The sequence below is a fragment of the Candidatus Sphingomonas phytovorans genome (assembly GCA_029202385.1).
Lineage (GTDB): Bacteria > Pseudomonadota > Alphaproteobacteria > Sphingomonadales > Sphingomonadaceae > Sphingomonas > Sphingomonas phytovorans.
The window spans coordinates 1,190,508-1,211,584 of the sequence record CP119314.1; the positions used below are offsets into that span (position 1 = coordinate 1,190,508).

A 21,077-nucleotide genomic window follows, 5' to 3' on the forward strand; every position below is an offset into this window, starting at 1 on the left:
TCCCGCCGGTTTAGTGAGCTTCAGGCGCGTGGCCGCCTTTGCGCGGGACCAGGTGAAGCACCGCGACGATGACGCCACCGACGACCATGCCGATGATCGCCGAGCCGACCGCGCCGACCAGCCATTCGACCAGCCCGGACGCTACGGGCGAAGCGTGTCCGACTGCCTTCGCCACATCGTGCAGTCCATGCGAGACGACTCCGAGGCCGAATTCGCTGAGCCCGTGCACGATGAAACCGCCGCCAACCCAGGCCATGGCGACCACGCCGAGCGTCGAGAGCCCCTCGAGCAGCAACGGCATCGCCCGAACCAGACCGCGACCGATCGCGCGGACACCGGCCGAACGGCGCCGGGCGAGATGCAGGCCGATATCGTCCATCTTCACGATCAGCCCGACCACGCCGTACACGCCGACCGTGATCGCGATGCCCACGGCGGCAAGCACGACGCCCTGCATCAGCACCGACTGTTCCGGGATATCGGAAAGGGCGATGACCATGATCTCGGCCGAAAGGATGAAGTCGGTGCGGACAGCGCCGCCGACCTGGCGCGATTCAAGCTCTTTCGGATCGGTGATTCCGACCACTTCCCTGGCGTGGCTCGTGCCGGTGACGGCCTCGACAATCTTCTCCGTCGCCTCGAAGCAGAGATAGGCGCCGCCGATCATGAGCAGAGGCGTGATCGCCCAGGGTGCGAAGCTGCTGAGCAGAAGCGCCGCCGGCAGGAGGATGAGCAGCTTGTTGCGCAGCGATCCGACGGCGATCTTGGCGATGATCGGCAATTCGCGATCGGGCGTCAGGCCGACGACGTAGCGCGGCGTGACGGCGGTATCGTCGATCACCACGCCCGCCGCCTTCACGCCGGCACGCCCCGCCGCGGCGGCGACATCGTCGACCGAGGCCGCCGCCAGCTTGGCGATCATCGCGATATCGTCGAGCAGTGCTACCAGACCACCAGGCATTCGATCGCTTTCCCTTGTTGTGTCGACCGCTGGTATCGCATTCGGCGCGAAGCGCCAGTGGATGCGTAGCAGGGGAGGCGGCGGGAAACATGATTCCTGCAGGCATTCCACTTTCCGCCGGGAAGATTCCATCGAATGACTGCAGAATCTGGAGGGTATTCCGCCGGGAAGGATTGATCCATCCTGTCAGGATCAGGTCAATCCAATGAAATTGGATTCACTTGACTGCTTCTCGTGTCGGTTCGACACTCGGGCACCACTGCTGGGAGCGGCATCATCGTCGAACCATCGCAAAGTCCCGACATCGAGCGTAACGATGCCGGCCATCCGGCTGATACGATCCAGCGGTCGCCGCGGAGCAGGCGCAACGCGCTGTTCGTCATCCTGGCGGTGATTGCCGTGATTGCCGGCGTCTGGTGGTTTGCCGGCCGCGAGCCGGCGAAGGGTGGGGGCAGCAGCGGCAGGGGACGACCGGCGACCACGGTCGGGGTCGCGAAGGTCACCCGCGCCGACGTGCCTTTGACGCTGTCGGCGATCGGCACCGTCCAGCCGGTCGTTGCGGCGACGGTCCGCGCGCAGATCGCGGGCGTGCTGCAATCGATCCGCTTCACCGAGGGCCAGGCCGTCACCAAGGGCCAGTTGCTCGCGCAGGTCGATCCGCGTCCGTCGCAGCAGGCGCTGCTCCAGGCGCAGGGCACGCTGGCGAAGGATCAGGCGCTGTTGAACAGCGCCCGTGTCGATCTCGTTCGCTACCAGACCCTGCTGGGGCAGGATTCGATCGCGCGCCAGCAGGTCGACACCCAGGCCGCCTTGGTCAAGCAATATGCCGGGACGCTCGCCGCCGATCGCGCCGCCGTCAACGCAGCCGCGCTCAATGTCGGCTATACGAGGGTCATATCGCCCGTGTCGGGACGGGCAGGGCTGCGACAGGCGGATGTCGGCAACTATGTCACGCCGGGCGATGCCACCGGCATCGTCATCATCACGGTCGATTCGCCGATCGATGTCACCTTCGCGATCCCGCAGAGCGACCTCGCCAAGGTGCAGATGGCGGCGCGCGCTGGCGGCGGACTGGCCGCGACGGCGCTCGACCAGAATGGCCAGACGGCGATCGCCCAGGGGCGCTTCCTGACGCTCGACAATGTCGTCGATACCACCACGGGCACCGTCAAGGGCAAGGCACGGTTCGACAATGGCGCGGGCACGCTGTTTCCCAACCAGTTCGTCAATGTCCGCCTGCTGATCGGCATGGCCAACCAGGCGATCGTCGTTCCCGTCAGCGCGGTGCGGCACGGGCCCAATGGCGATTTCGTGTTCAGCCTGGTCCAGGGCAATATCGCGCGGCTGGTCAAGGTGACGTCGGGCGCATCCGACGGCGCGCGCACGGTCATCACCGCCGGGCTGAACGGCAACGAGACGGTCATCACCGACGGCGCCGACAAGATCGATGACGGGTCGAAGGTCGTGCTGGCCGGGGCGCAACACGGCGCGGGCGCGCACGGGGGCAAGGGCAGGAGCGGCGGTGGGGGCAAGCGAGCGCACGGCACGGCGCCGTGACCGATATCCCCAGCGACGCCGCGCCCCCGCAATCCGGCACGCCGGCGGCGAGCCCGTCGCGGCTGTTCATCGAACGCCCGGTTGCGACGACCTTGTTCATGATCGCGATCCTGCTTGCTGGTCTGATCGCACTCCGGATGCTGCCGCTCTCGGCCCTGCCGGAGGTCGATTATCCGACGATCCAGGTTCGCACGCTCTATCCCGGCGCAAGCCCCGACGTCATGGCCGTGACCGTTACCGCGCCGCTCGAGCGCCAGTTCGGCCAGATGGCGGGATTGAAGCGGATGACGTCGGTGTCGTCGGGCGGTGCCAGCGTGATCACGCTTCAATTCGACCTGTCGCTCACCCTCGACGTCGCCGAACAGGAGGTGCAGGCAGCGATCAACGCGGCAAGCACCCTGTTGCCGACCGACCTGCCGGCACCGCCGACCTATGCCAAGGTCAACCCCGCCGATGCGCCGATCCTAACTCTCGGCATCACCTCCAACACCCGTTCGCTGGCCGATGTGGAGAATCTCGTCGACCAGCGGCTCGCCAACAAGCTGGCGCAGGTTTCGGGGGTCGGCCTGGTCTCGCTGTCGGGCGGGCAGCGTCCGGCGGTCCGCATCCAGGCCAATGTCGACCGGCTGGCGGCACTGGGCATCAGCCTGGACAGCGTGCGTACCGCGATCGCCGCGGCGAATGCCAACGGCGCCAAGGGCAGCTTCGACGGCCCGACACGGAGCTGGTCGATCGACGCCAACGACCAGCTGAATTCAGCCGAGGAATATCGCGCGCTCTCGATCAAGGCGGCGAACGGAACGATCGTCCGGCTTGGCGACGTGGCGACGGTGATCGACGGGTCCGAGAACCGCCGGCTCGGCGCGTGGATGAACAACAAGCCGGCGATCATCGTCGATGTGCAGCGACAGCCCGGCGCCAATGTGATCGGCACGGTCGATGCGATCAAGGCGGCGTTGCCCGGGCTAGAGGCAGCGCTACCCGCCGACCTCCATGTCACGCAGCTCGCCGACCGCACGATCGGCATCCGCTCCTCGGTTTCCGACGTCGAGTTTGAGCTCGCGCTGGCGGTGGTGCTGGTGGTGATCGCGATCTTCCTGTTCCTCGGCTCGCCGCAGGCCACGCTGATCGCCAGCATTTCGGTGCCGTTGTCGCTGATCGGCAGCTTCGCGGCGATGTATTTCCTTGGCTACAGCCTCAACAACCTGACGCTGATGGCGCTGACCATCGCCAGCGGGTTCGTCGTGGACGACGCCATCGTGGTGATCGAGAACATCGCCCGTCATGTGGAGGAGGGAGCCAAACCGCTGACGGCGGCGTTCGACGGTGCTCGCGAGATCGGGTTCACGATCATCTCGCTGACGGTCAGCCTGGTCGCGGTGCTTATCCCGCTGCTGTTCATGGGGGATGTCGTCGGGCGGCTGTTCCGCGAGTTTGCGGTCACGCTGGCGGTGACGATCCTGATCTCGGCGGTGGTGTCGCTGACGCTCGTGCCGATGCTCGCGGCGCGCTGGCTCAAGCCGGAGCATGAGACTCGGGCGCCCCGTTTCGTCCACCGCACTCGGGAGCTCAGCGATCGCCTCGGCGAACGCTATGGCGCAGCGCTGGAGACCGTGCTGGCGGCGCGTGCGCTGGTGCTCGTGATCTTCGCGATCACGATGGCGCTGACCGTGCTGTTGTTTGTCATCGTGCCCAAGGGATTGTTCCCGCAACAGGATACCGGCCAGTTGCAGGCGACGGTGGTCGCCGACCAGAGCGTCTCGTTCCAGCGCATGGCGGTGCTTCAGCAGCAAGTCGCGGATATCGTCCGCAAGGACGCCGCGGTCGACAGCCTCAGTTCGACGATCGGCATCGACGGGATCAACACGACGCTCAATCGCGGCCGGATGCTGATCAACCTCAAGCCCAAGAATACGCGCGAATCGAGCGCGGCCGTGATCGTGCGCCTCAACAGGCGGGTCGCCGACGCGATCCCGGCGGTCCAGCTCTATGTGCAGCCGGTGCAGGACCTGACGATCGATGCCGAGAGCGGGCCCACCGCCTATCGCTTCGCCTTGCAGGGGGCCGACCAGGCCAGCGTCGATAAATGGAGCCTGGCCGTGACCGAGGCGCTGCGCGGCGTGCCGCAGGTGCGCGACGCGGTCAGCGACGTGCAGAATGACGGCAACTCAGTGTCGATCATTGTCGACCGCGACAGCGCGGCACGGCTCGGCGTGACGGCGGCAGCGGTGGATTCGGCGCTATACAACGCGTTCGGCCAGCGCATCGTCTCGACCATCTTCACCCAGTCGACCCAGTATCGGGTCATCCTGGAAAGTCAGGCCGACCTGCTGACCTCGCCCGACTCGCTCGGGCGGATCTATGTGCCGGGTACCAACAATATCGCGGTGCCGCTGTCTACGATCGCGCGGATCACGTCAGGCACCGCGCCGCTCGCCGTCTCGCGCGTGGCGCAATTCCCCGCCTCGACGATCGGGTTCAACACCGCGCCGGGCGTTTCGCTCGGCGCGGCGGTCGATGCGATCCAGAAGACGGAGAAGCGGATCGGCGTGCCGGCGACGATCACCACCCAATTTCTCGGCGCGTCGGACGCGTTCCGCAGCAGCCTCGCCAATGAGGGCTGGCTGATCCTCGCCGCCGTGGTGTGCGTCTATATCGTGCTGGGGGTGCTTTATGAGAGCTTCATCCACCCGGTGACGATCCTGTCGACCCTGCCATCAGCAGGGCTCGGGGCGCTGCTCGCGCTGCTGCTGACCGGCAACGACCTTGGCGTGATCGGGATCATCGGCATCGTGTTGCTGATCGGCATCGTGAAGAAGAACGCGATCATGATGATCGACTTCGCGATCGCGGCGCAGCGACAGGAAGGCAAGTCGCCAGAGGAAGCGATCCGTTCCGCCGCGCGGTTGCGGTTCCGCCCAATCATGATGACGACCTTCGCGGCCTTGTTCGCAGCGCTGCCGCTGATCTTCGGCGGCGGCATGGGATCGGAACTGCGCCAGCCGCTCGGTCTGGCGGTCGCGGGCGGGCTGATCGTCAGCCAGGCGCTGACCCTGTTCACCACGCCGGTCATCTATCTTGCGTTCGAGGGGCTTGGGGCACGCTGGCGCGAGCGGCGGCAACGGCGCCAGGCCGCGACGACGTGAACCTTTCAGCGCCCTTCACCCGCCGACCGATCGGCACCTTGCTGCTGACCATCGGCATTGCGCTGGCCGGGATCGCCGCGTTCTTCGCCCTGCCGGTCGCGCCGCTGCCGCAAGTCGACCTGCCGACGATCCAGGTACAGGCGTCACTGCCCGGCGCCAGCCCCGAAACCATGGCCTCAAGCGTCGCCTCGCCGCTCGAACGCCGCCTCGCGACAATCGCCGGCGTGACCGAGCTGACCTCCAATTCGGGGATCGGCCAGTCGCGCATCACGCTGCAATTCGATCTGTCGCGCGATATCAATGGCGCCGCGCGCGACGTGCAGGCAGCGATCAACGCCGCGCGCGCCGATCTGCCGACATCCCTGAAGACCAATCCGACCTATCGCATGGCGAACCCGGCGGATGCGCCGATCATGATCCTCGCGCTGACGTCCAACACGCGTTCCCCGGACGCGGTGTATGACGCGGTCTCGACCGTGGTGCAGCAGGCGCTGGCGCAGATCGCCGGCGTCGGCAATGTCGAGCTGGGCGGGGCCGCGCTGCCCGCGGTCAGGATCGACGTCAATCCGCTCGCCCTCGCCCGGCTTGGCGCCAGCCTGGACGATGTGCGCGCGGCGATCGCTGCGACCAACGCGAACCGGCCCAAGGGTGTCGTCGAAAACGGGACAACCGCGTACCAGATCTACAGCGCCGCGCCGAGCCAGTCGGCGGCCGACTATGCCTCGATCGTCGTGGCGTCGCGCGGTGGGGTCAATGTCCGGCTGAGCGACGTGGCAACGGTCTATAGCGGCCCCGAGGATATCCGCACCCTCGGCCTGTTCAACGGGAAGCGCGCGGTGACGGTGATCCTCAGCCGACAACCGGGCGCCAACATCATCGCGACGGTCGACGGAATCAAGGCAGCGCTGCCCCTGTTGCGGGCGCAGATTCCCGCCGACATCCGGCTCGACATCGTCTCCGATCGCACCACCACGATCCGCGCGTCGCTGCGCGAGGTCGAGACGACCCTGGTCATCGCGACGCTGCTGGTGGTCGCGGTGGTCGGCTTCTTCCTGCGCAGCCTTCGGGCGACCCTGGTGCCGGCAGTTGCCGTCGTCGTGTCGCTGCTCGGCACGCTGGGGGTGATGTACCTGCTGGGCTATTCACTCGACAACCTGTCGCTAATGGCGCTGACCGTGGCGACCGGGTTCGTCGTCGACGATGCGATCGTGGTGCTGGAGAATATCAACCGCCATATCGAGGCGGGCATGTCGCGGGGCGAGGCTGCCCTGCTGGGCGCGCGCGAGGTAGGCTTCACCGTCGTATCGATCAGCATCAGCCTTGTCGCGGTGTTCATTCCCCTGCTGTTCATGAGCGGGATCATCGGCCGGCTATTCCACGAATTCGCCATGACGATGACGATCGCGGTGCTGATCTCGCTTGTCCTGTCGCTGACGACGACGCCGATGATCAGCGCGCTGATCCTGCGCGACCGGACGACGGCGCCTTCGGCATCGGGGCGCGGCGCGCGCATCGCGGCACGTGCCGAGGCAGCCGTCGGCTGGGCGCATGCCCGCTATACCCGCAGCCTCGACTGGGCGCTGGCCAATCGCGGGGCGACATTGTTCCTTCTGCTCGGCGCGGTGGTGCTCAACGTCTATCTGCTGCGCGTCGTGCCCAAGGGGTTCTTTCCCGAACAGGATACCGGTGCGCTGATGGGCGGGATCAGGGCCGACCAGTCGATCTCGTTCACCGATACCGGCAACAAGCTGACCAGGTTGGTCAACATCATCCGCAAGGACCCGGCGGTGCAAAATGTCGTCGCCTTCACTGGCGGCTCGCGCGCGGGGGGCGGATTCCTGTTCGTCATCGAGAAGCCGCGCGGCCAGCGCGCGTCGTCGCGCGAGGTCATCAACCGGCTACGCCCGCAATTGTCGCGCGTGACCGGGGTCAGCCTGTTCCTGTCACCGGTGCAGGACATGCAGATCGGCGGGCGCGGCGGCAACGCAACCTATCAATATACGTTGAAGGCGGATGACCCCGCCGTGCTGGCCAAGGCTGCCGACAGCCTGACCCGTGCCCTGAAACGCGACAAGATGCTGACTGACGTCGACAGTGACCGTAACGACAGCGCGCTCGCCGCGTATCTGACCATCGATCAGGACGCTGCCGCGCGGCTGGGCCTGACCAACACGCAGATCGATTCAATCCTTTATGACGCCTTTGGCCAGCGCCAGGTCGCGACCATCTATAGCGGGGTCAACCAATATCATGTCGTGCTGGGCGTCGCGCCCGGCTTCGCCGGATCGCCCGGTTCCCTGGACGGCGTCTATCTGCCCGCCAGCCTCACCACGACATCGACCGGCCTTTCGACCGCGACGTCGACGATGACGCCGCTGTCGACGATCGCCCGCTGGGATACGCGCAGCGCCGCAGCGCAGGTCAACCACCAGGATGCCGGGCCGTCGACCACGATCAGCTTCAACCTCGCCAACGGTGTATCGCTCGGCGAGGCAAGCACAGAGATCGCCCAGGTCCAGGACAGCCTTGCCCTTCCCGCCGAAGTGCGTGGGGCCTTTGCCGGATCGGCGCAGGTGTTCCAGCAATCGACCAGCTCGATCCCGCTGCTGATCGGGGCAGCGCTGCTGACGATCTATCTCGTGCTTGGTATATTGTACGAAAGCGCGATCCACCCGCTGACGGTGCTGTCGACCCTCCCCGCCGCGGGCGTCGGCGCCGCGATCGCGCTGCTGGTGACGGGTGCGGAGCTCGACCTGATCGCGATCATCGGGATCATCCTGCTGATCGGCATCGTCAAGAAGAACGCGATCATGATGATCGACTTCGCGCTCGAACGCGAACGTGTGCAGGGCATGTCGCCAGTCGCCGCGATCCGGGAGGCCGCGCTGCTGCGCTTCCGTCCGATCCTGATGACGACGCTGGCGGCGGGATTCGGCGCATTGCCGCTGGCGATCGGCTTCGGTGACGGCTCCGAACTGCGCCGGCCGCTCGGCATCGCGATCATCGGCGGGCTGATCGCCAGCCAGTTCGTAACCTTGCTGACGACGCCAGTCGTCTACCTCGCGCTCGACCGATTCCGTCGCCGGCCGCGCGCATCATCGTCGTCCATCGGGCCAGTAACAGCATGACCAGAAGCCAGCCTCTGCTCGCCATTCTCGCCTGCACTGCCTTGACCGCGTGCAACCTCGTCCCGCCCTATCAGCGGCCGTCGATGGCGATCCCGGCCTCGTTCAAGGAAGCGCCCGGCTGGCAGCCGGCGTCTCCCGCGGACGACAAGCCCCGGGGCGACTGGTGGGCGGGGATGAAGGACCCGGTGCTTGACGGTCTCGAACGGCAGGTCGCCACCCGGAACCAGACCGTGGCGGGGGCGATCGCGGCGTATGACCAGGCACGGGCGGTCGTCCGCGAAAGCCGGTCGGCGCTGTTCCCCTCGCTGACCGGATCGCTCGGCGTTTCGAGCACCGGTACCGTGGACGGATCGACGGTCAGCACGAGTACGGGAACCGCGACCGGCACGCGCGAGACGGCCAGTCTTGGCGCAACATGGCAGCCCGATCTGTTCGGCGGCCTGCGTGCCGGGTTGGCGCAGAGCAAGGCGACGGCGGCGCAACAGGCGGCTGCCCTCGGCAATGTCATCCTTGCCGCGCAGGGCGAACTGGCGAACGACTATATCCAGCTTCGCGGCGTCGACGCGCAGATCGACGCGTATGACGCGACGCTGACGGCCTATCGCCGGACGCTCCAGATCACCCAGAATCGCTACAATGTCGGCGTGGCTGCCCGGATCGACGTGTTGCAGGCGGAAACCACCCTGCGCAACGCCGCCGCCCAGGCGACCGACCTGGTGCGTCAGCGCGCGATCTACGAACATGCCATCGCGGTCCTCGCCGGGGAACTCCCCTCGTCGCTATCGCTGGCGAAGACCGCCTGGGTTCCGACGGTGCCGGTCGTCCCGCCGGTGATCCCCTCGGCCTTGCTCGAACGGCGCCCCGATGTGGCCTCCGCCGAACGCGCCGTCATCGCGGCCAATGCCGGCATAGGCGTGCAGCGTGCCGCCTTCTTCCCGAACCTGAGCCTGACCGCCGGGCTAGATCGCAACGCATCGAGCATCGGCAGCCTCGCGTCGCTCGGCGCAAGCGTCTGGTCGCTTGGATTGACCGGGGCGATGACCCTGCTCGATTTCGGGGGAAGAAGTGCGAAGGTCGCACAGGCGCGTGCCGCCTATGACCAGGCGGTGGCCAGTTATCGCCAGACCGTATTGACGGCGTTCCAGCAGGTCGAGGACGGATTGTCGGGCACCGTCGTCCTCGAACGCGAGATCGGCGACCTGAAGGCTGCGTCGGTCGCCGCGGACCGCGTCGAGCAGCTGACCCTCAACCAGTATCTCGGTGGGATCGCCGATTATACCACGGTCGTGACGGCACAGGCGACGGCACTCACGGCCCGCCGCGCGCTGATCTCGGGTATCGTCAACCAGCAGCTCAACGCCATCGCCCTGCAGCAGGCGGTCGGTGGCGGGTGGGATGCATCCGCCGCTGTGCCCTGACAGGTCAACGCCACGCCGACAGGGCCAGCGGTACCGCGAGCAGCATTGCCGGCAGCCATGCCTGGAGTGCCCGGTCCGGCCAGCGGGACATGGCCAAGACCAGCACGAGACCGCTCAGGCTGAGCAGCCCGAGCCACGCAACACCCCCCTGGAACTGGCCAAAGCGGATGAACGCGGCGATGCAGGAGGCCGCGAGCAGCGCCCAGCCGGTGACCTTCGCCAATCGGGGAGAGGTGAGCGGACCGTGCGAGGCGATATGGCGGTGCCGCTGGCTCCCGCGCGCCAGGCTGGCAAGCCCGGCGTAACCAAGACACGCAATCTCAAGCGGCATCGGCCATCTCCCGCGGCACCGCAGCATTCTGTCCGGGCGCTCGACGCTTGCGCCGGGCCTGGACTGGTTTGCGCGCGGCCTGCCGGGCGGCGAAGCCGAACAATGCGGCCATCGAAAGCATGACCAGGTCGACCGCGACGAACAGCCAGTCGCTGGCCATGATCGACTGCACAAGTCCACGATCAGTGGTCAGCGCGTTGGCCACCGGCACCGCCACGCAGATGCCCGAGGCGATCGCCAGCGTCTCGATCCATGCCCGCCGCACCGGGCGCAGCAACGATGCCGCCGCCAGCCCGAACCAGACCCAGAACATCGCCGACACCTCCATATCGTCCCGGCCGGGCAGAGACGCCGGAATCAGCCGGTTGGCGAGCAGGAACGCGGCCATGCCCGCAGGCAGGCAAGCGATGGTGCCAATATTGAGCCGCTGGACCAGACGATAGCCGAAAAAGGGCACCGCGCCCGGCCTGGCGCGCTTGGCGGTCCACAGCATCAGCCCCGTCGCGACCATCGCCGCGCCGGTCAGCCCGAGCAGGAAATAGCTCCAGCGCAGCACCGGGCCGGCGAACCAGCCCATATGAAGCCCCAGCATCACGCCAGCGGTCTCGATTGCCGGGCCGGGGGCAGGCGACGCTGAGAGGCGGCGTTCGTCAGCGCCCGAATAGGTGATCGACTGCCCACGTGCGTTGAGCGTATCGGCGCCGCTGCGGACGATGGCGATCGTCGCGGCCGAATCATTGGGGTCGCGCACCATGATCCGGCCAGCCCGGCCGCCCTTCCATTCGGCTGCCGCTTCCCGGACCAGTGGCCTGATATCGATCAGCGGGGCAGGACGTCCCGATGCCTTCGTCTCGATCTCGGTACCATAGGCGTCGGCCGCGAAGCCGTCGGGCGGCGCATAATTCGCCGCGATCGGCCAGGGCATGTACATCAGCACCAGCGTGATCAGGCCGGTATAGGTGATCATCGCGTGGAAGGGCAGGGCAAGCACCGCCGAGACATTATGGGCATCAAGCCAGCTGCGCTGGCCCTTGCGCCAGCGCAGCGTGAAGAAATCGGCGAAGATGCGCTTGTGGGTGATCACACCCGAGACGATCGCCGTGAGCATGAACATCGCGCACAGTCCGGCAAGCCAGCGTCCCCAGGGATGGGGAATCTGGAGCTGGAAGTGGAAGCGATAGAAATGCTCGCCGCCCCGTGTCTCGCGGGCGCTTAGCGGCGCGCCCGTGGCCGGATCCAGGCGGATCTCCGGCGTGCGGGGCGGCCGGGGCGCCTTGGGATCGGGATTGGCGCGGGCGCGGGTGAAGATTCGTGTCGCGGTCGTCCGGTCGTCGGGCAGGTAGATGGTCCATTGCTCGTCGTGCGGAAACGCTGCCTGCATGTGCGCAATGGCGGTCTGCGCCGCACGTTCGGGCGACACGGGCTGCAACGCGATCTCCGGTTGCATCCAGCGGGTGATCTCCGGCCGGAAATAGCTTGCCGTTCCAGTCAGGAACATGGCGAACAATATCCAACCGGCCAGCAGTCCAAGCCAGGTATGGATCCACGCCATCGAGCGGCGCAGGCCGCTCTCCTTCACCACGGTCTGCTTCACGGCCTGACGCCCAGCAGCATCGCCACGCCGATCGACAGCGCGGCCGCGCCCCAGACGAAGCCCGCCACGCGCAACAGTCGCCGTTCATGGAAGCACCAGAGGGCGATCACCGCATAGAACAGGAAGGACAGGATCATCGCCCAGCCCGTCGCCTCCGCGCGTGCGATCGGCAGCAACCGGGCGGATAGCGTCGCGAGTCCGGCCGCCGCCGCATAGCCGCCGGCCAGCGCCGTCACGCACCGTGCTCCCATCGCCGATGCGCCCGAAAGAGATCGGGATCGTGCCCGATCGCCGGTTGCTCCCGCATTTCTCAAGACCGTGTGCCCCTTTCCGCTTTCGACTCTTGCCTTAGCCCCAAAGCGGCCCTAACGGCAATTGCGAATCGTTAGCAATAAGAGAGAGTGTCATCCCTTGATCGTAAAGTCGCACCATGCCCGCCGCGCGCCCCGGCTTCTCCGTTCGCTGCTCCTGGCGACGGCCCTGCTGACACCGCTGCAAGCCCAGGCAAGCGAGGACGAGACGAAGGATGAGGCCTCCGCCGAAACCATTGTCGTGACCGGCGTGCGGGAGAAGCAGGCGGGGGCGGGGACGAAGACCGACACGCCATTGATGGCAACGCCCCAGAGCATCACCGTCATCGATAACGAGGAACTGGTCCGGCGCAACGCTCTATCGATCAACCAGGCGCTGAGCTATGTGGCGGGCGTGTCTCCCAACCAGCGCGGCGGCATGGTGACGCGGTACGACCAGCTCATCCTGCGCGGCTTCGCGCCGGGCGTCTATCTGGACGGGATGCGCCTGATCGCCGGCCCCTATTCGACCCCGCAGATCGATTTCAATCGAATCGACCATATCGACGTGGTCAAGGGACCGGCCTCCGTCCTGTACGGGAACTCGACCCCGGGCGGCCTCGTCAACCTGACAAGCAAGACGCCCGAAGCGACGGCGTCCGGCCGGTTCGAGCTGCAGGCCGGGAACTACAACACGTGGCGCGCGACGGGCGACGTGAACCAGCCGCTCGATGCCGATGGCCGTATCCTCGCGCGGATCGTCGGCGGCTGGCAGAAGGGCGACGGGCTGACGTCGGGTACCTTCGCCGAGCGCTGGCATGTCAGCCCGATGCTGACCTTCGCCCCCGACCCGGCAACCAGCCTGACGATCATCGCCACTTATCAACGCTCGCCCAGCGGCGGGGGATATTCAGGCGTGGCAGCCTATGGATCGGTCCTGCCCAATCCCAAGGGCGAACTGCCGCGCGACATCAACACCGGCGATCCCGGATATGAGCGCTACGATCATCGCGCCAAATCGATCGCGGCATTGTTCCGGCACGACTTCAACGAGCATCTTTCCTTCCGGTCGAACGCGCGCTTCCAGAACAACCGGCTGAGCTATCGCCAGCTCTACATCGCCGGGTTCGCGACGACGGGCACCGGAACCGCGCGCAACACCGATTATGGTACGATCATCCGCGGCGGCGGCGGCGCGGATGAGGATTTCGACACGCTGACGCTCGATAACAGCCTGAACGCGAAATTCGCGACCGGGTCGATCAAGCACAATGTACTGGTCGGCATCGATTACCAGCATATCGCCGGCGAGAATGTCCAGCAGTTCAACACCGGCGTTTCGGCCAATCCCCTGACCAGCATCCCGAACCTCAACCTCTTCGCGCCCGTCTATGGCGGCGTGTTGCCCAGCTTCGACCTGACCCAGCTTTCGTCCGCTTATGTCAACACCTATGGCAAGCGAGACCAGGTCGGCGTGTATATCCAGGACCAGATCGCGATCGGCCGGTTGCAGCTTATCGCAAGCGGGCGGTACGACTGGTACGACCAGACGACGCTCAACAAGCGCAACAACGCGGTCACGGCCCTGTCGCAGACCGCGTTCACGATGCGTCTCGGGGCACTCTACGAACTGCCGTTCGGCGTCTCGCCGTACTTCAGCTATTCCGAATCGTTCGAACCCCAGGCGGGCACGACCTATCTGGGGGTGCCGTTCGACCCGGTGACCGGCCGGCAATATGAAGCCGGGATCAAATATCAGCCGGCGGGTACCCATGCGATCTTCACCCTTTCGGCCTATGACCTGAAACGCCAGAATGTGCCCGTGGGTGATCCGCGCGCGGGCACGGGTGGCATTCCGACCAACGCCCAGATCCAGATCGGCGAGGTGCGCGTGCGCGGCGTCGAGCTGGAAGGTCGGGGTGAAGTCGTGCCCGGCTTCGACGTGGTCGCGGCGCTGACCTATACCGACGCGATCATCACCCAGGGAACGCCCGCCATCGCGCCGACAGCGACCAACAGCGGGACGCCGACCACCACCGGCACGCGCCAGCTCGGCACGCCCAAATGGCTTGGATCGACTTTCCTGTCCTATGATTTCGGCAAATCCGGGAACATCACCGGGCCGCTGGCCGGTCTCACGCTGGGCGCTGGTGCGCGCTATGTCGATGGATCGGACGGTACGACCAACTACGCAGTGATCAACGGAGTCACCACGTTCCAACGTTTCACCACACGCAGCTTCGTGCTGGTCGATGCGCTGATCGGCTATGATCTCGGCCGCGCCTTGCCGTCGCTCCGGGGTGTCAGCCTGGCGGTGAATGCCGCGAACCTGCTGGACAAGCGCCATGTCAGCGCCTGTCCGTTCAGCAATAGCTGCTATTTCGGCGCCGCGCGCACCGTGATGGCGTCAGTACGCTACGCCTGGTGAGGAGGCCATGGCAGGCGGACAATCGCACGATGATTGTCCGCCTGCCGAACTTTCCCGCATCAATTCGCATTGTTGATCTCGAGGTCCGCGACGATCTGATCGATACGCCGTAGCATCGCCTCGAACCGAACGAGATCCTCCTTCGGGAATTCGCTGAATATTTGTCGCTCAAGGTCCAGCGCCTTGGGCGCCACGGTTCGATAGAGTTCCCGGCCGGCGGGGGTGAGATACAGCAGGTGCGAGCGACGATCGCCACTGATCGGCCTTCTCGCGACGAGGCCGCGATCGATCAGCGCGATTGCCGCCCGACTGACCGTCACTTTGTCCATTCGAGTCCTGAGCCCGATCTCCTGTTGCGTGATCCCATCCGGATTCTCGGCCGCGACCGCGATCACCCGCCAATCCGGAATCCGCAACGCGAAGAGCGTCTCATAGGTGCTGGCAATGACGTCGCTGACGAGATTCGAGGTGAAGGAGAGGCGATAGGGCAGGAAGCTGTCGAGCAGAAGCAAGGGCTTGGCCATGGCGGATAGTATCATTTGACACCAGTTCCGCAACTCACTTATGTGGTATCAAATGATACTATATTGGAGATTCGGGTGAACGAGCAAGCTAATCCGTTCGGCCTGGGCGGCTTCGCCTTCTGCAAGTTCACGTTGACCAGATCCGCCGCAGCGTGGCCCATGGTCGACGTTTGACCGAGCGGGCAGGAGGAAGAGACATGACCGCCTATGAGCCCGTTGCAGGCGTTGCGGCGTTTGCCGGCTCCGAAGCCGGGATGATGCCCGGCTTTGGCAACCATTTCGCGACGGAGGCCATCACGGGCGCGCTGCCCGTCGGACGCAATTCGCCGCAGCATGTGCCGTTCGGGCTCTATGCGGAGCAGTTGTCGGCTACTGCCTTCACGGCGCCGCGGGCCGAGAACCGCAGGAGCTGGCTCTATCGCCTGCGCCCAACCGCCAATCACCCGGCCTATCTGCCTTATGATCGGCCGAACCGACTTCGTTCGGGGCCGTTCGACGAGATGCCCCCTTCGCCCAACCGGATGCGCTGGGATCCGCTGCCGTTGCCAACCGAGCCCACCGACTTCGTCGACGGACTCACTACCTATTGCGGCAATGGCGACGTCGCGGCCGGTGCCGGGCTGGGTATCCACCTTTACGCGTGCAACCTTCCGATGATCGGGCGGGCCTTTTACGATGCCGATGGCGAGATGCTGATCGTGCCCCAGCAAGGCATGCTGCGCCTGGTGACTGAACTGGGCATCCTGACAGTCGCGCCGCAACAGATCGCGCTCATCCCGCGCGGCCTGCGGTTCAGGGTCGAACTGCCCGATGGTCCGGCACGAGGCTATATCTGCGAAAATTACGGTGCGCTTTTCAGGTTGCCCGATCTCGGTCCGATCGGGTCGAACGGCCTGGCCAACCCCCGCGACTTCGAAACGCCTGTCGCCTGGTTTGAGGATAGTGATGAGCCGGTCGAGATCGTCCAGAAGTTCCAGGGCGGTCTCTGGAGGACCACCCTCGATCATTCGCCGTTCGATGTGGTCGCCTGGCACGGCAACCTCGCTCCCAGCCGGTATGATCTGCGTCGCTTCAACGCGATCAACACCGTGAGTTACGACCATCCAGACCCGTCGATCTTCACCGTGCTGACCAGCCCCACCGACACGCCCGGTACAGCGAATTGCGACTTCGTGATCTTTCCGCCGCGCTGGATGGTCGCCGAAGGAACGTTCCGTCCACCCTGGTTCCACCGCAATGTCATGAGCGAGTTCATGGGGCTTGTGGCTGGTGCCTATGACGCAAAGGCCGGCGGCTTCGCGCCTGGCGGCGCTTCGCTGCATAATCAGATGGCCGGGCATGGGCCAGACCAGGCAAGCTATGAGGGCGCGGTCTCGACCGAGCTTGTGCCGCACAGGATCGACAACACCATGGCATTCATGTTCGAAAGCCGGCTGGTGCTGCGCTCCACCCGCTTTGCCGCTGAAGCGCCGACGGCGCAGCTCGACTATGACGATTGCTGGACTGGATTCCGCAAGGCGCAGGTTCCAGCCGGAGTCGATCAGGCATGACCGCCCCCGCAATCGACGAGACTCATCGCCCCGACCGGACCAGCTGGGTCGCGGATGCCGATGGCCATACCGAATTTCCCGTCCAGAACCTCCCGTTCGGGATTTTCTCGCCGGGCGGTGACGAACGGCGTCCGGGGATCGCGATCGGGGAGAGCATCCTCGACCTGCGCGCGATTTCGACCATGTTGTCGCCCTCCATCATACCCGCTTTGAGCGAGACGACGCTCAACCTCCTACTCGGTCTGCCTGCCGCCAAGCGGGTCGGCCTTCGCCGGCAGGTGTCGGTGCTGCTGTCCGATGAGCGGTATCGCGATGCGGTAGCGCCAGCACTCTATCCCGCGCGGGATTGCGAACTCCATCTGCCCGCAGCGATCGGAGACTATACGGACTTCTATGTCGGCATCCATCATGCGACCAATGTCGGTACCCTGTTCCGGCCCGACAATCCGCTACTTCCCAACTACAAGCATGTACCGATCGGCTATCATGGCCGGGCCTCGTCGATCCGCCCGTCCGGTGTGCCGGTCGTCAGACCAAGCGGACAATACAAGACGCCCGATGCCGCAATGCCATGCTTCGGACCATCGCAGCGGATCGACTATGAGCTCGAGCTGGGTGTGTGGATCGGCGGGGGTAACGCACTCGGGACCACGATTCCGATCGGTTTGTCCGCCGAGCATATTGCTGGCTTCTGCCTCCTGAACGACTGGTCGGCGCGCGATTTTCAGGCCTGGGAATATCAGCCGCTGGGTCCGTTCCTTGCCAAGAATTTCCAGACGACGATCTCTCCCTGGGTCGTCACCGCCGAAGCGTTGGCGCCGTTCCGGATCGCCCAGCCACCCCGCCCGGATGGCGACCCACTTCCATTGCCCTATCTGTGGGATCAGGCCGATCAGGAAGCTGGGGCGCTTGCGCTGGAGCTCGAGGTGTTCCTACTTACTGAAAAGATGCGTGCCGAGGGGCTCGCGCCGCATCGGCTGAGTTGGGGACCGGCCTCGAATATGTATTGGACGGTCGCCCAGATCGTCACCCACCACGCCTCCAACGGGTGCAGTCTCAACCCTGGCGACCTGCTCGGCACCGGCACGATCTCCGCGCCGGACAAAGAGGGGTTCGGGAGCCTGCTTGAAATCACCAGGGGCGGTGTTGAACCAATCGCGCTTCCGGGTGGCGAAGTTCGGCGCTTTGCCGAAGACGGCGACGAGATCCTGTTTTCCGCCCATGCTCGGGCGGACGGCTATGTACCGATCGGTTTCGGCAATTGCCGCGCCGTGATCCTGCCGAGCGTGACCTGATATGACCCTTCACTGTTATTGGAACTCGACAACGTCCCATCGTGTCCGCATCGCGCGTGAGCCGGTCGCTTTAGCGCGTCTGGATCGCCAACCAGACGCGGCTGAGCCGTGAACGCCGACTTACGGGTCTATGCGACACCAGCCGGCATCACCCTGGGTTCACTCGACCTGATTCAGACAGGCGCGGCGCGGAGCTTTGTCGTTCAGCTAGAAGGGGGGCGGTTCCACGGGTTCGTGGTGCGCCGCGGTGAAAGTGTGTTCGGCTATGTCGATCGCTGCCCGCATATGGGGGTGCCGCTCGCCCAGGTGCTTGATGACTATTTGACTCCCGCCGGTGATCTCGTGGTCTGCAGCTGGCACTGCGCACTCTTCGAGGTCGAGACCGGCAGATGCATTGGCGGGCCGTGCAACGGCGCACGGCTGACCGCGTGGCCGGTACAGGTGAGGGAGGGAGCCATCGTGACGGGCGGAGCAGCCTAGCTCGTCTCGTGCATGATAAACGGCGCGTCTTGCCCTAGGGGATGCGGCACGATGCCGCGATAAAGGGTCAGCACGGCTTCAAGTCCACCCTCGGGATGGTTGCGCAGGATCAGCGTCGCGCCGTTCTTCTCGGCCAGGGTCCTGGCGATTGCCAGGCCGAGCCCGATGCCGTCGCTCGGCACAGAGGGCAGGGCCTCTAGCCGGACAAATGGCTCGAACACATGGTCGAGTTTTTCTTCGGGAATGCCGGGGCCGCGGTCCCGAATGAGAATGAGGACCGAAGCCGCGGCACGAGTAGCCGAGACCTCAGCCGATCCGCCATATTTGATCGCATTGTCGATCAGGTTGGCGAGACAGCGCTGCAGCGCGCGCGGGCGTGCCTCGACGTCGCAGTCGCTCCTAGCGATGAAGCGTACCAAGGGGCCGCCTTCGGAAGCATCCTCGACCGCCAGATCCAGCAACTGATCGATCGCAAGATTGGCAAATGGCTCGGTGGTCTGGTTGCTGCGCGCATAGTCGAGACCCTCGCGGATGAGCGCCTGCATCGTCCCCAGATCATCGATCAGGCGACTACGCAGCGCCGAATCGCTCACTTTTTCCAGCCGCAGTCTCAGCCTGGTCATCGGGGTCTGGAGGTCATGGGTGATCGAGGCGAGCAACTGGGTTCGCTCGACGACATAGCTTCTCAGCCGGGTCTGCATCGTGTTGAAGGCACGCGCGGCGTCGCGCACTTCACGCGGGCCACGTTCCGGCAATGGCAGTCGGTCGAGGTCTCCGCCGAGCGCTGTCGCAGCACGCGCGAGATCGCCAAGGGGGGCCGCCGCCATCCGCGCCGCGATGAACGCGAGCGTCGCCATCAGGACAGCGAGGACAAGCACCACGACGGGATTGAGCGCGATCCGGTCAGCCTGGACGTGCCCGCGTAGCTGGAGCTTGATCAGTCCGCCGTCCGACAAGCGTGCGGTTACGACCCAGCAATCGAAGCGGTCCCCGGCCGGCCCGATCGGCGATCCTGCGAAACAGGAACCGGGGGTCGCCCGCTCGGCGCGCACCGGCCCTTTCCACCGAACCGCAAGGCCCTTGGTCAGACTATTGTCGCGCCGCTCAATGTGCTCTTCTCCCGTCGCCCGCCGAATGCCGGTAACGCCGTTCGCGAGGAGTTCGACCCGCAGCGGCTCCGATGCCTTGTCGGCAACCGACAGGAAGTCACTCATACGATCCACGAGGCGCTCGAACCGGATGCGGTACAGATCGGATTGCCGTTGCCGGTCGGCAAGCGCGAGCGCGAGCGCCGCTGATCCAACCACCCCGATCAGCAGGAAGACGAAGAGGCGTCCTGCCATCGTCGTGAAGAAATGGGGCAGCCTCATTCGAAGGTAACGGCTGACGCCAGTACATAACCCTGGCCCCGGACCGTCATGATGAGGTCGGACGCGCGGGCATTGTCATTGAGTTTCTGGCGCAGGCGGCTGATCTGCAGGTCAGCGATGCGCTGCGCCGAATGAGCACCCTGTTCATCGCCGTCGTGATCCGTGGCGAGCGTCAGGATGTGCTCGCGTGTGAGGACCTCGTTCGCATTCTCGAGCAGGAACTTGAGCAGGCTGTACTCACTGCCCGATAGCATGACGACCCGGCCGTCCGCCTTGAACAGGCGCCGGCTTTCAAAATCGAGCGTCCAGTCACGGAACCTCGCGCGCTTCGCCGGCGGTGGCTCGGGCGCCTTCATGGGATTGTAGGCCCGCCGGATGACGCTTCGGACCCGCGCGGTAAGTTCGCGTGGATCGAAGGGTTTTGCGATATAATCATCCGCACCGACTTCGAGGCCGATGACCCGATCGATCGACTCGCCCCGGGCCGTGAGCATGATGATGGGCGTGTTCCGCCTGGTGCGGGTCTCGCGGCACAGCGACAGGCCATCTTCGCCGGGCAGGTTCAGATCGAGGATGATGAGATCCACTTCATGAGCGGCGAGCGCGGCACGCATCGTCGGGCCATCGCATGCGGTCACCACGGCATAGCCCGCCTGACGAAGCTGCTCGGCGACGAGCGCCGAAATCTCGGTGTCATCATCAACCACCAGCAGGGTCTGTTGATGCACAGGTGCGGCGCCGCCTTCCGGGGCGTCAGCCTTTCTAAGGCCGTGCGTTGTCATACCTCTCCCCCAAGGGCCAGTGACCCCGGATGCATTGTTGTCGGCGGTTGTTAGCACGAATTGGCGATTAACAAAACCGGAAGCGCGAAAATGCGCGAATCCCGACAATAATTCTGATTTAATAATCAAACTGTGTCGAAATATATCAAAGTTTATCAGATTCAATATTTGATATGATATTGGACAAATGAAGATCAATTAATAAACAACTTTCGATGGCCTG

At 65.2% G+C, this 21,077-nt stretch carries 15 protein-coding genes; 8 read left to right on the top strand and 7 right to left on the bottom strand.

Annotation, left to right across the window (positions count from 1 at the left end; all coding sequences use genetic code 11):
• Positions 1-10: 10 nt before the first annotated feature.
• Entirely contained in the window at positions 11-961 is a 951-nt protein-coding gene (locus tag P0Y59_05430; protein WEK01132.1) for a DUF808 domain-containing protein, read from the bottom strand.
• A 234-nt stretch (positions 962-1,195) separates the two neighbouring features.
• Between P0Y59_05430 and P0Y59_05435 the strand changes: the two genes are divergently transcribed.
• The 4 genes from P0Y59_05435 to P0Y59_05450 are packed head-to-tail and all read left to right on the top strand — an operon-like array spanning position 1,196 to position 10,210.
• On the top strand, positions 1,196-2,518 hold the full coding sequence (locus tag P0Y59_05435) for an efflux RND transporter periplasmic adaptor subunit (GenBank protein ID WEK01133.1): 1,323 nt from the start codon (positions 1,196-1,198) through the stop codon (positions 2,516-2,518).
• Complete coding sequence (locus P0Y59_05440) at positions 2,515-5,664, top strand: efflux RND transporter permease subunit (GenBank protein WEK01134.1); 3,150 nt, start codon at positions 2,515-2,517, stop codon at positions 5,662-5,664. The genes P0Y59_05435 and P0Y59_05440 overlap by 4 nt, the downstream gene beginning before the upstream one ends.
• On the top strand, positions 5,661-8,792 hold the full coding sequence (locus tag P0Y59_05445) for an efflux RND transporter permease subunit (GenBank protein ID WEK01135.1): 3,132 nt from the start codon (positions 5,661-5,663) through the stop codon (positions 8,790-8,792). The genes P0Y59_05440 and P0Y59_05445 overlap by 4 nt, the downstream gene beginning before the upstream one ends.
• Entirely contained in the window at positions 8,789-10,210 is a 1,422-nt protein-coding gene (locus tag P0Y59_05450; protein ID WEK01136.1) for an efflux transporter outer membrane subunit, read from the top strand. The genes P0Y59_05445 and P0Y59_05450 overlap by 4 nt, the downstream gene beginning before the upstream one ends.
• Before the next feature lie 4 nt (positions 10,211-10,214).
• Here P0Y59_05450 and P0Y59_05455 read toward each other — a convergent pair whose 3' ends face one another.
• The 3 genes from P0Y59_05455 to P0Y59_05465 are packed head-to-tail and all read right to left on the bottom strand — an operon-like array spanning position 10,215 to position 12,371.
• The gene (locus P0Y59_05455; GenBank protein ID WEK01137.1) at positions 10,215-10,541 is read right to left on the bottom strand and encodes a DUF3325 family protein; all 327 of its coding nucleotides are present in this window, start codon (positions 10,539-10,541) and stop codon (positions 10,215-10,217) included.
• Positions 10,531-12,135: a PepSY-associated TM helix domain-containing protein gene (locus P0Y59_05460; protein WEK01138.1), complete on the bottom strand. Its 1,605-nt coding sequence runs from the start codon at positions 12,133-12,135 to the stop codon at positions 10,531-10,533. The genes P0Y59_05455 and P0Y59_05460 overlap by 11 nt, the downstream gene beginning before the upstream one ends.
• The gene (locus P0Y59_05465; protein WEK01139.1) at positions 12,132-12,371 is read right to left on the bottom strand and encodes an iron transporter; all 240 of its coding nucleotides are present in this window, start codon (positions 12,369-12,371) and stop codon (positions 12,132-12,134) included. Before P0Y59_05465 ends, P0Y59_05460 begins: the two co-directional genes overlap by 4 nt.
• 175 nt (positions 12,372-12,546) lie before the next feature.
• Between P0Y59_05465 and P0Y59_05470 the strand changes: the two genes are divergently transcribed.
• A complete protein-coding gene (locus P0Y59_05470; GenBank protein ID WEK01140.1) occupies positions 12,547-14,853 on the top strand; it encodes a TonB-dependent siderophore receptor in 2,307 nt (768 codons plus the stop codon).
• A gap of 59 nt (positions 14,854-14,912) precedes the next feature.
• On the opposite strand, the gene P0Y59_05475 is transcribed toward P0Y59_05470, so the two are convergent.
• The gene (locus P0Y59_05475; protein WEK01141.1) at positions 14,913-15,377 is read right to left on the bottom strand and encodes a MarR family winged helix-turn-helix transcriptional regulator; all 465 of its coding nucleotides are present in this window, start codon (positions 15,375-15,377) and stop codon (positions 14,913-14,915) included.
• Between the two features lie 257 nt (positions 15,378-15,634).
• Between P0Y59_05475 and hmgA the strand changes: the two genes are divergently transcribed.
• The 3 genes from hmgA to P0Y59_05490 all read left to right on the top strand — a co-directional run bounded on the left by hmgA (position 15,635) and on the right by P0Y59_05490 (position 18,702).
• A complete protein-coding gene (gene hmgA / locus P0Y59_05480; GenBank protein WEK02501.1) occupies positions 15,635-16,927 on the top strand; it encodes a homogentisate 1,2-dioxygenase in 1,293 nt (430 codons plus the stop codon).
• Complete coding sequence (fahA, locus tag P0Y59_05485; GenBank protein ID WEK01142.1) at positions 16,924-18,222, top strand: fumarylacetoacetase; 1,299 nt, start codon at positions 16,924-16,926, stop codon at positions 18,220-18,222. Before hmgA ends, fahA begins: the two co-directional genes overlap by 4 nt.
• A 108-nt stretch (positions 18,223-18,330) precedes the next feature.
• Positions 18,331-18,702: a Rieske (2Fe-2S) protein gene (locus tag P0Y59_05490; protein ID WEK01143.1), complete on the top strand. Its 372-nt coding sequence runs from the start codon at positions 18,331-18,333 to the stop codon at positions 18,700-18,702.
• Here the strand turns inward: P0Y59_05490 and P0Y59_05495 are convergent.
• The gene (locus P0Y59_05495) at positions 18,699-20,045 is read right to left on the bottom strand and encodes an ATP-binding protein (protein ID WEK01144.1); all 1,347 of its coding nucleotides are present in this window, start codon (positions 20,043-20,045) and stop codon (positions 18,699-18,701) included. The genes P0Y59_05490 and P0Y59_05495 overlap by 4 nt on opposite strands.
• A gap of 23 nt (positions 20,046-20,068) precedes the next feature.
• Positions 20,069-21,019 carry a response regulator transcription factor gene (locus P0Y59_05500; GenBank protein WEK01145.1) on the bottom strand — a complete coding sequence of 317 codons (951 nt, stop codon included), beginning with the start codon at positions 21,017-21,019 and terminating at the stop codon, positions 20,069-20,071.
• Positions 21,020-21,077 lie beyond the last annotated feature (58 nt).

What these genes read in the sequence shown, in the direction of transcription:
- P0Y59_05430 (WEK01132.1), bottom strand. Translation starts at nt 961, where the DNA reads ATGCCTGGTGGTCTGGTAGCACTGCTCGACGATATCGCGATGATCGCC.
- P0Y59_05450 (WEK01136.1), top strand. Translation starts at nt 8,789, where the DNA reads ATGACCAGAAGCCAGCCTCTGCTCGCCATTCTCGCCTGCACTGCCTTG.
- P0Y59_05455 (WEK01137.1), bottom strand. Translation starts at nt 10,541, where the DNA reads ATGCCGCTTGAGATTGCGTGTCTTGGTTACGCCGGGCTTGCCAGCCTG.
- P0Y59_05475 (WEK01141.1), bottom strand. Translation starts at nt 15,377, where the DNA reads ATGGCCAAGCCCTTGCTTCTGCTCGACAGCTTCCTGCCCTATCGCCTC.
- hmgA (WEK02501.1), top strand. Translation starts at nt 15,635, where the DNA reads ATGCCCGGCTTTGGCAACCATTTCGCGACGGAGGCCATCACGGGCGCG.
- fahA (WEK01142.1), top strand. Translation starts at nt 16,924, where the DNA reads ATGACCGCCCCCGCAATCGACGAGACTCATCGCCCCGACCGGACCAGC.
- P0Y59_05495 (WEK01144.1), bottom strand. Translation starts at nt 20,045, where the DNA reads ATGGCAGGACGCCTCTTCGTCTTCCTGCTGATCGGGGTGGTTGGATCA.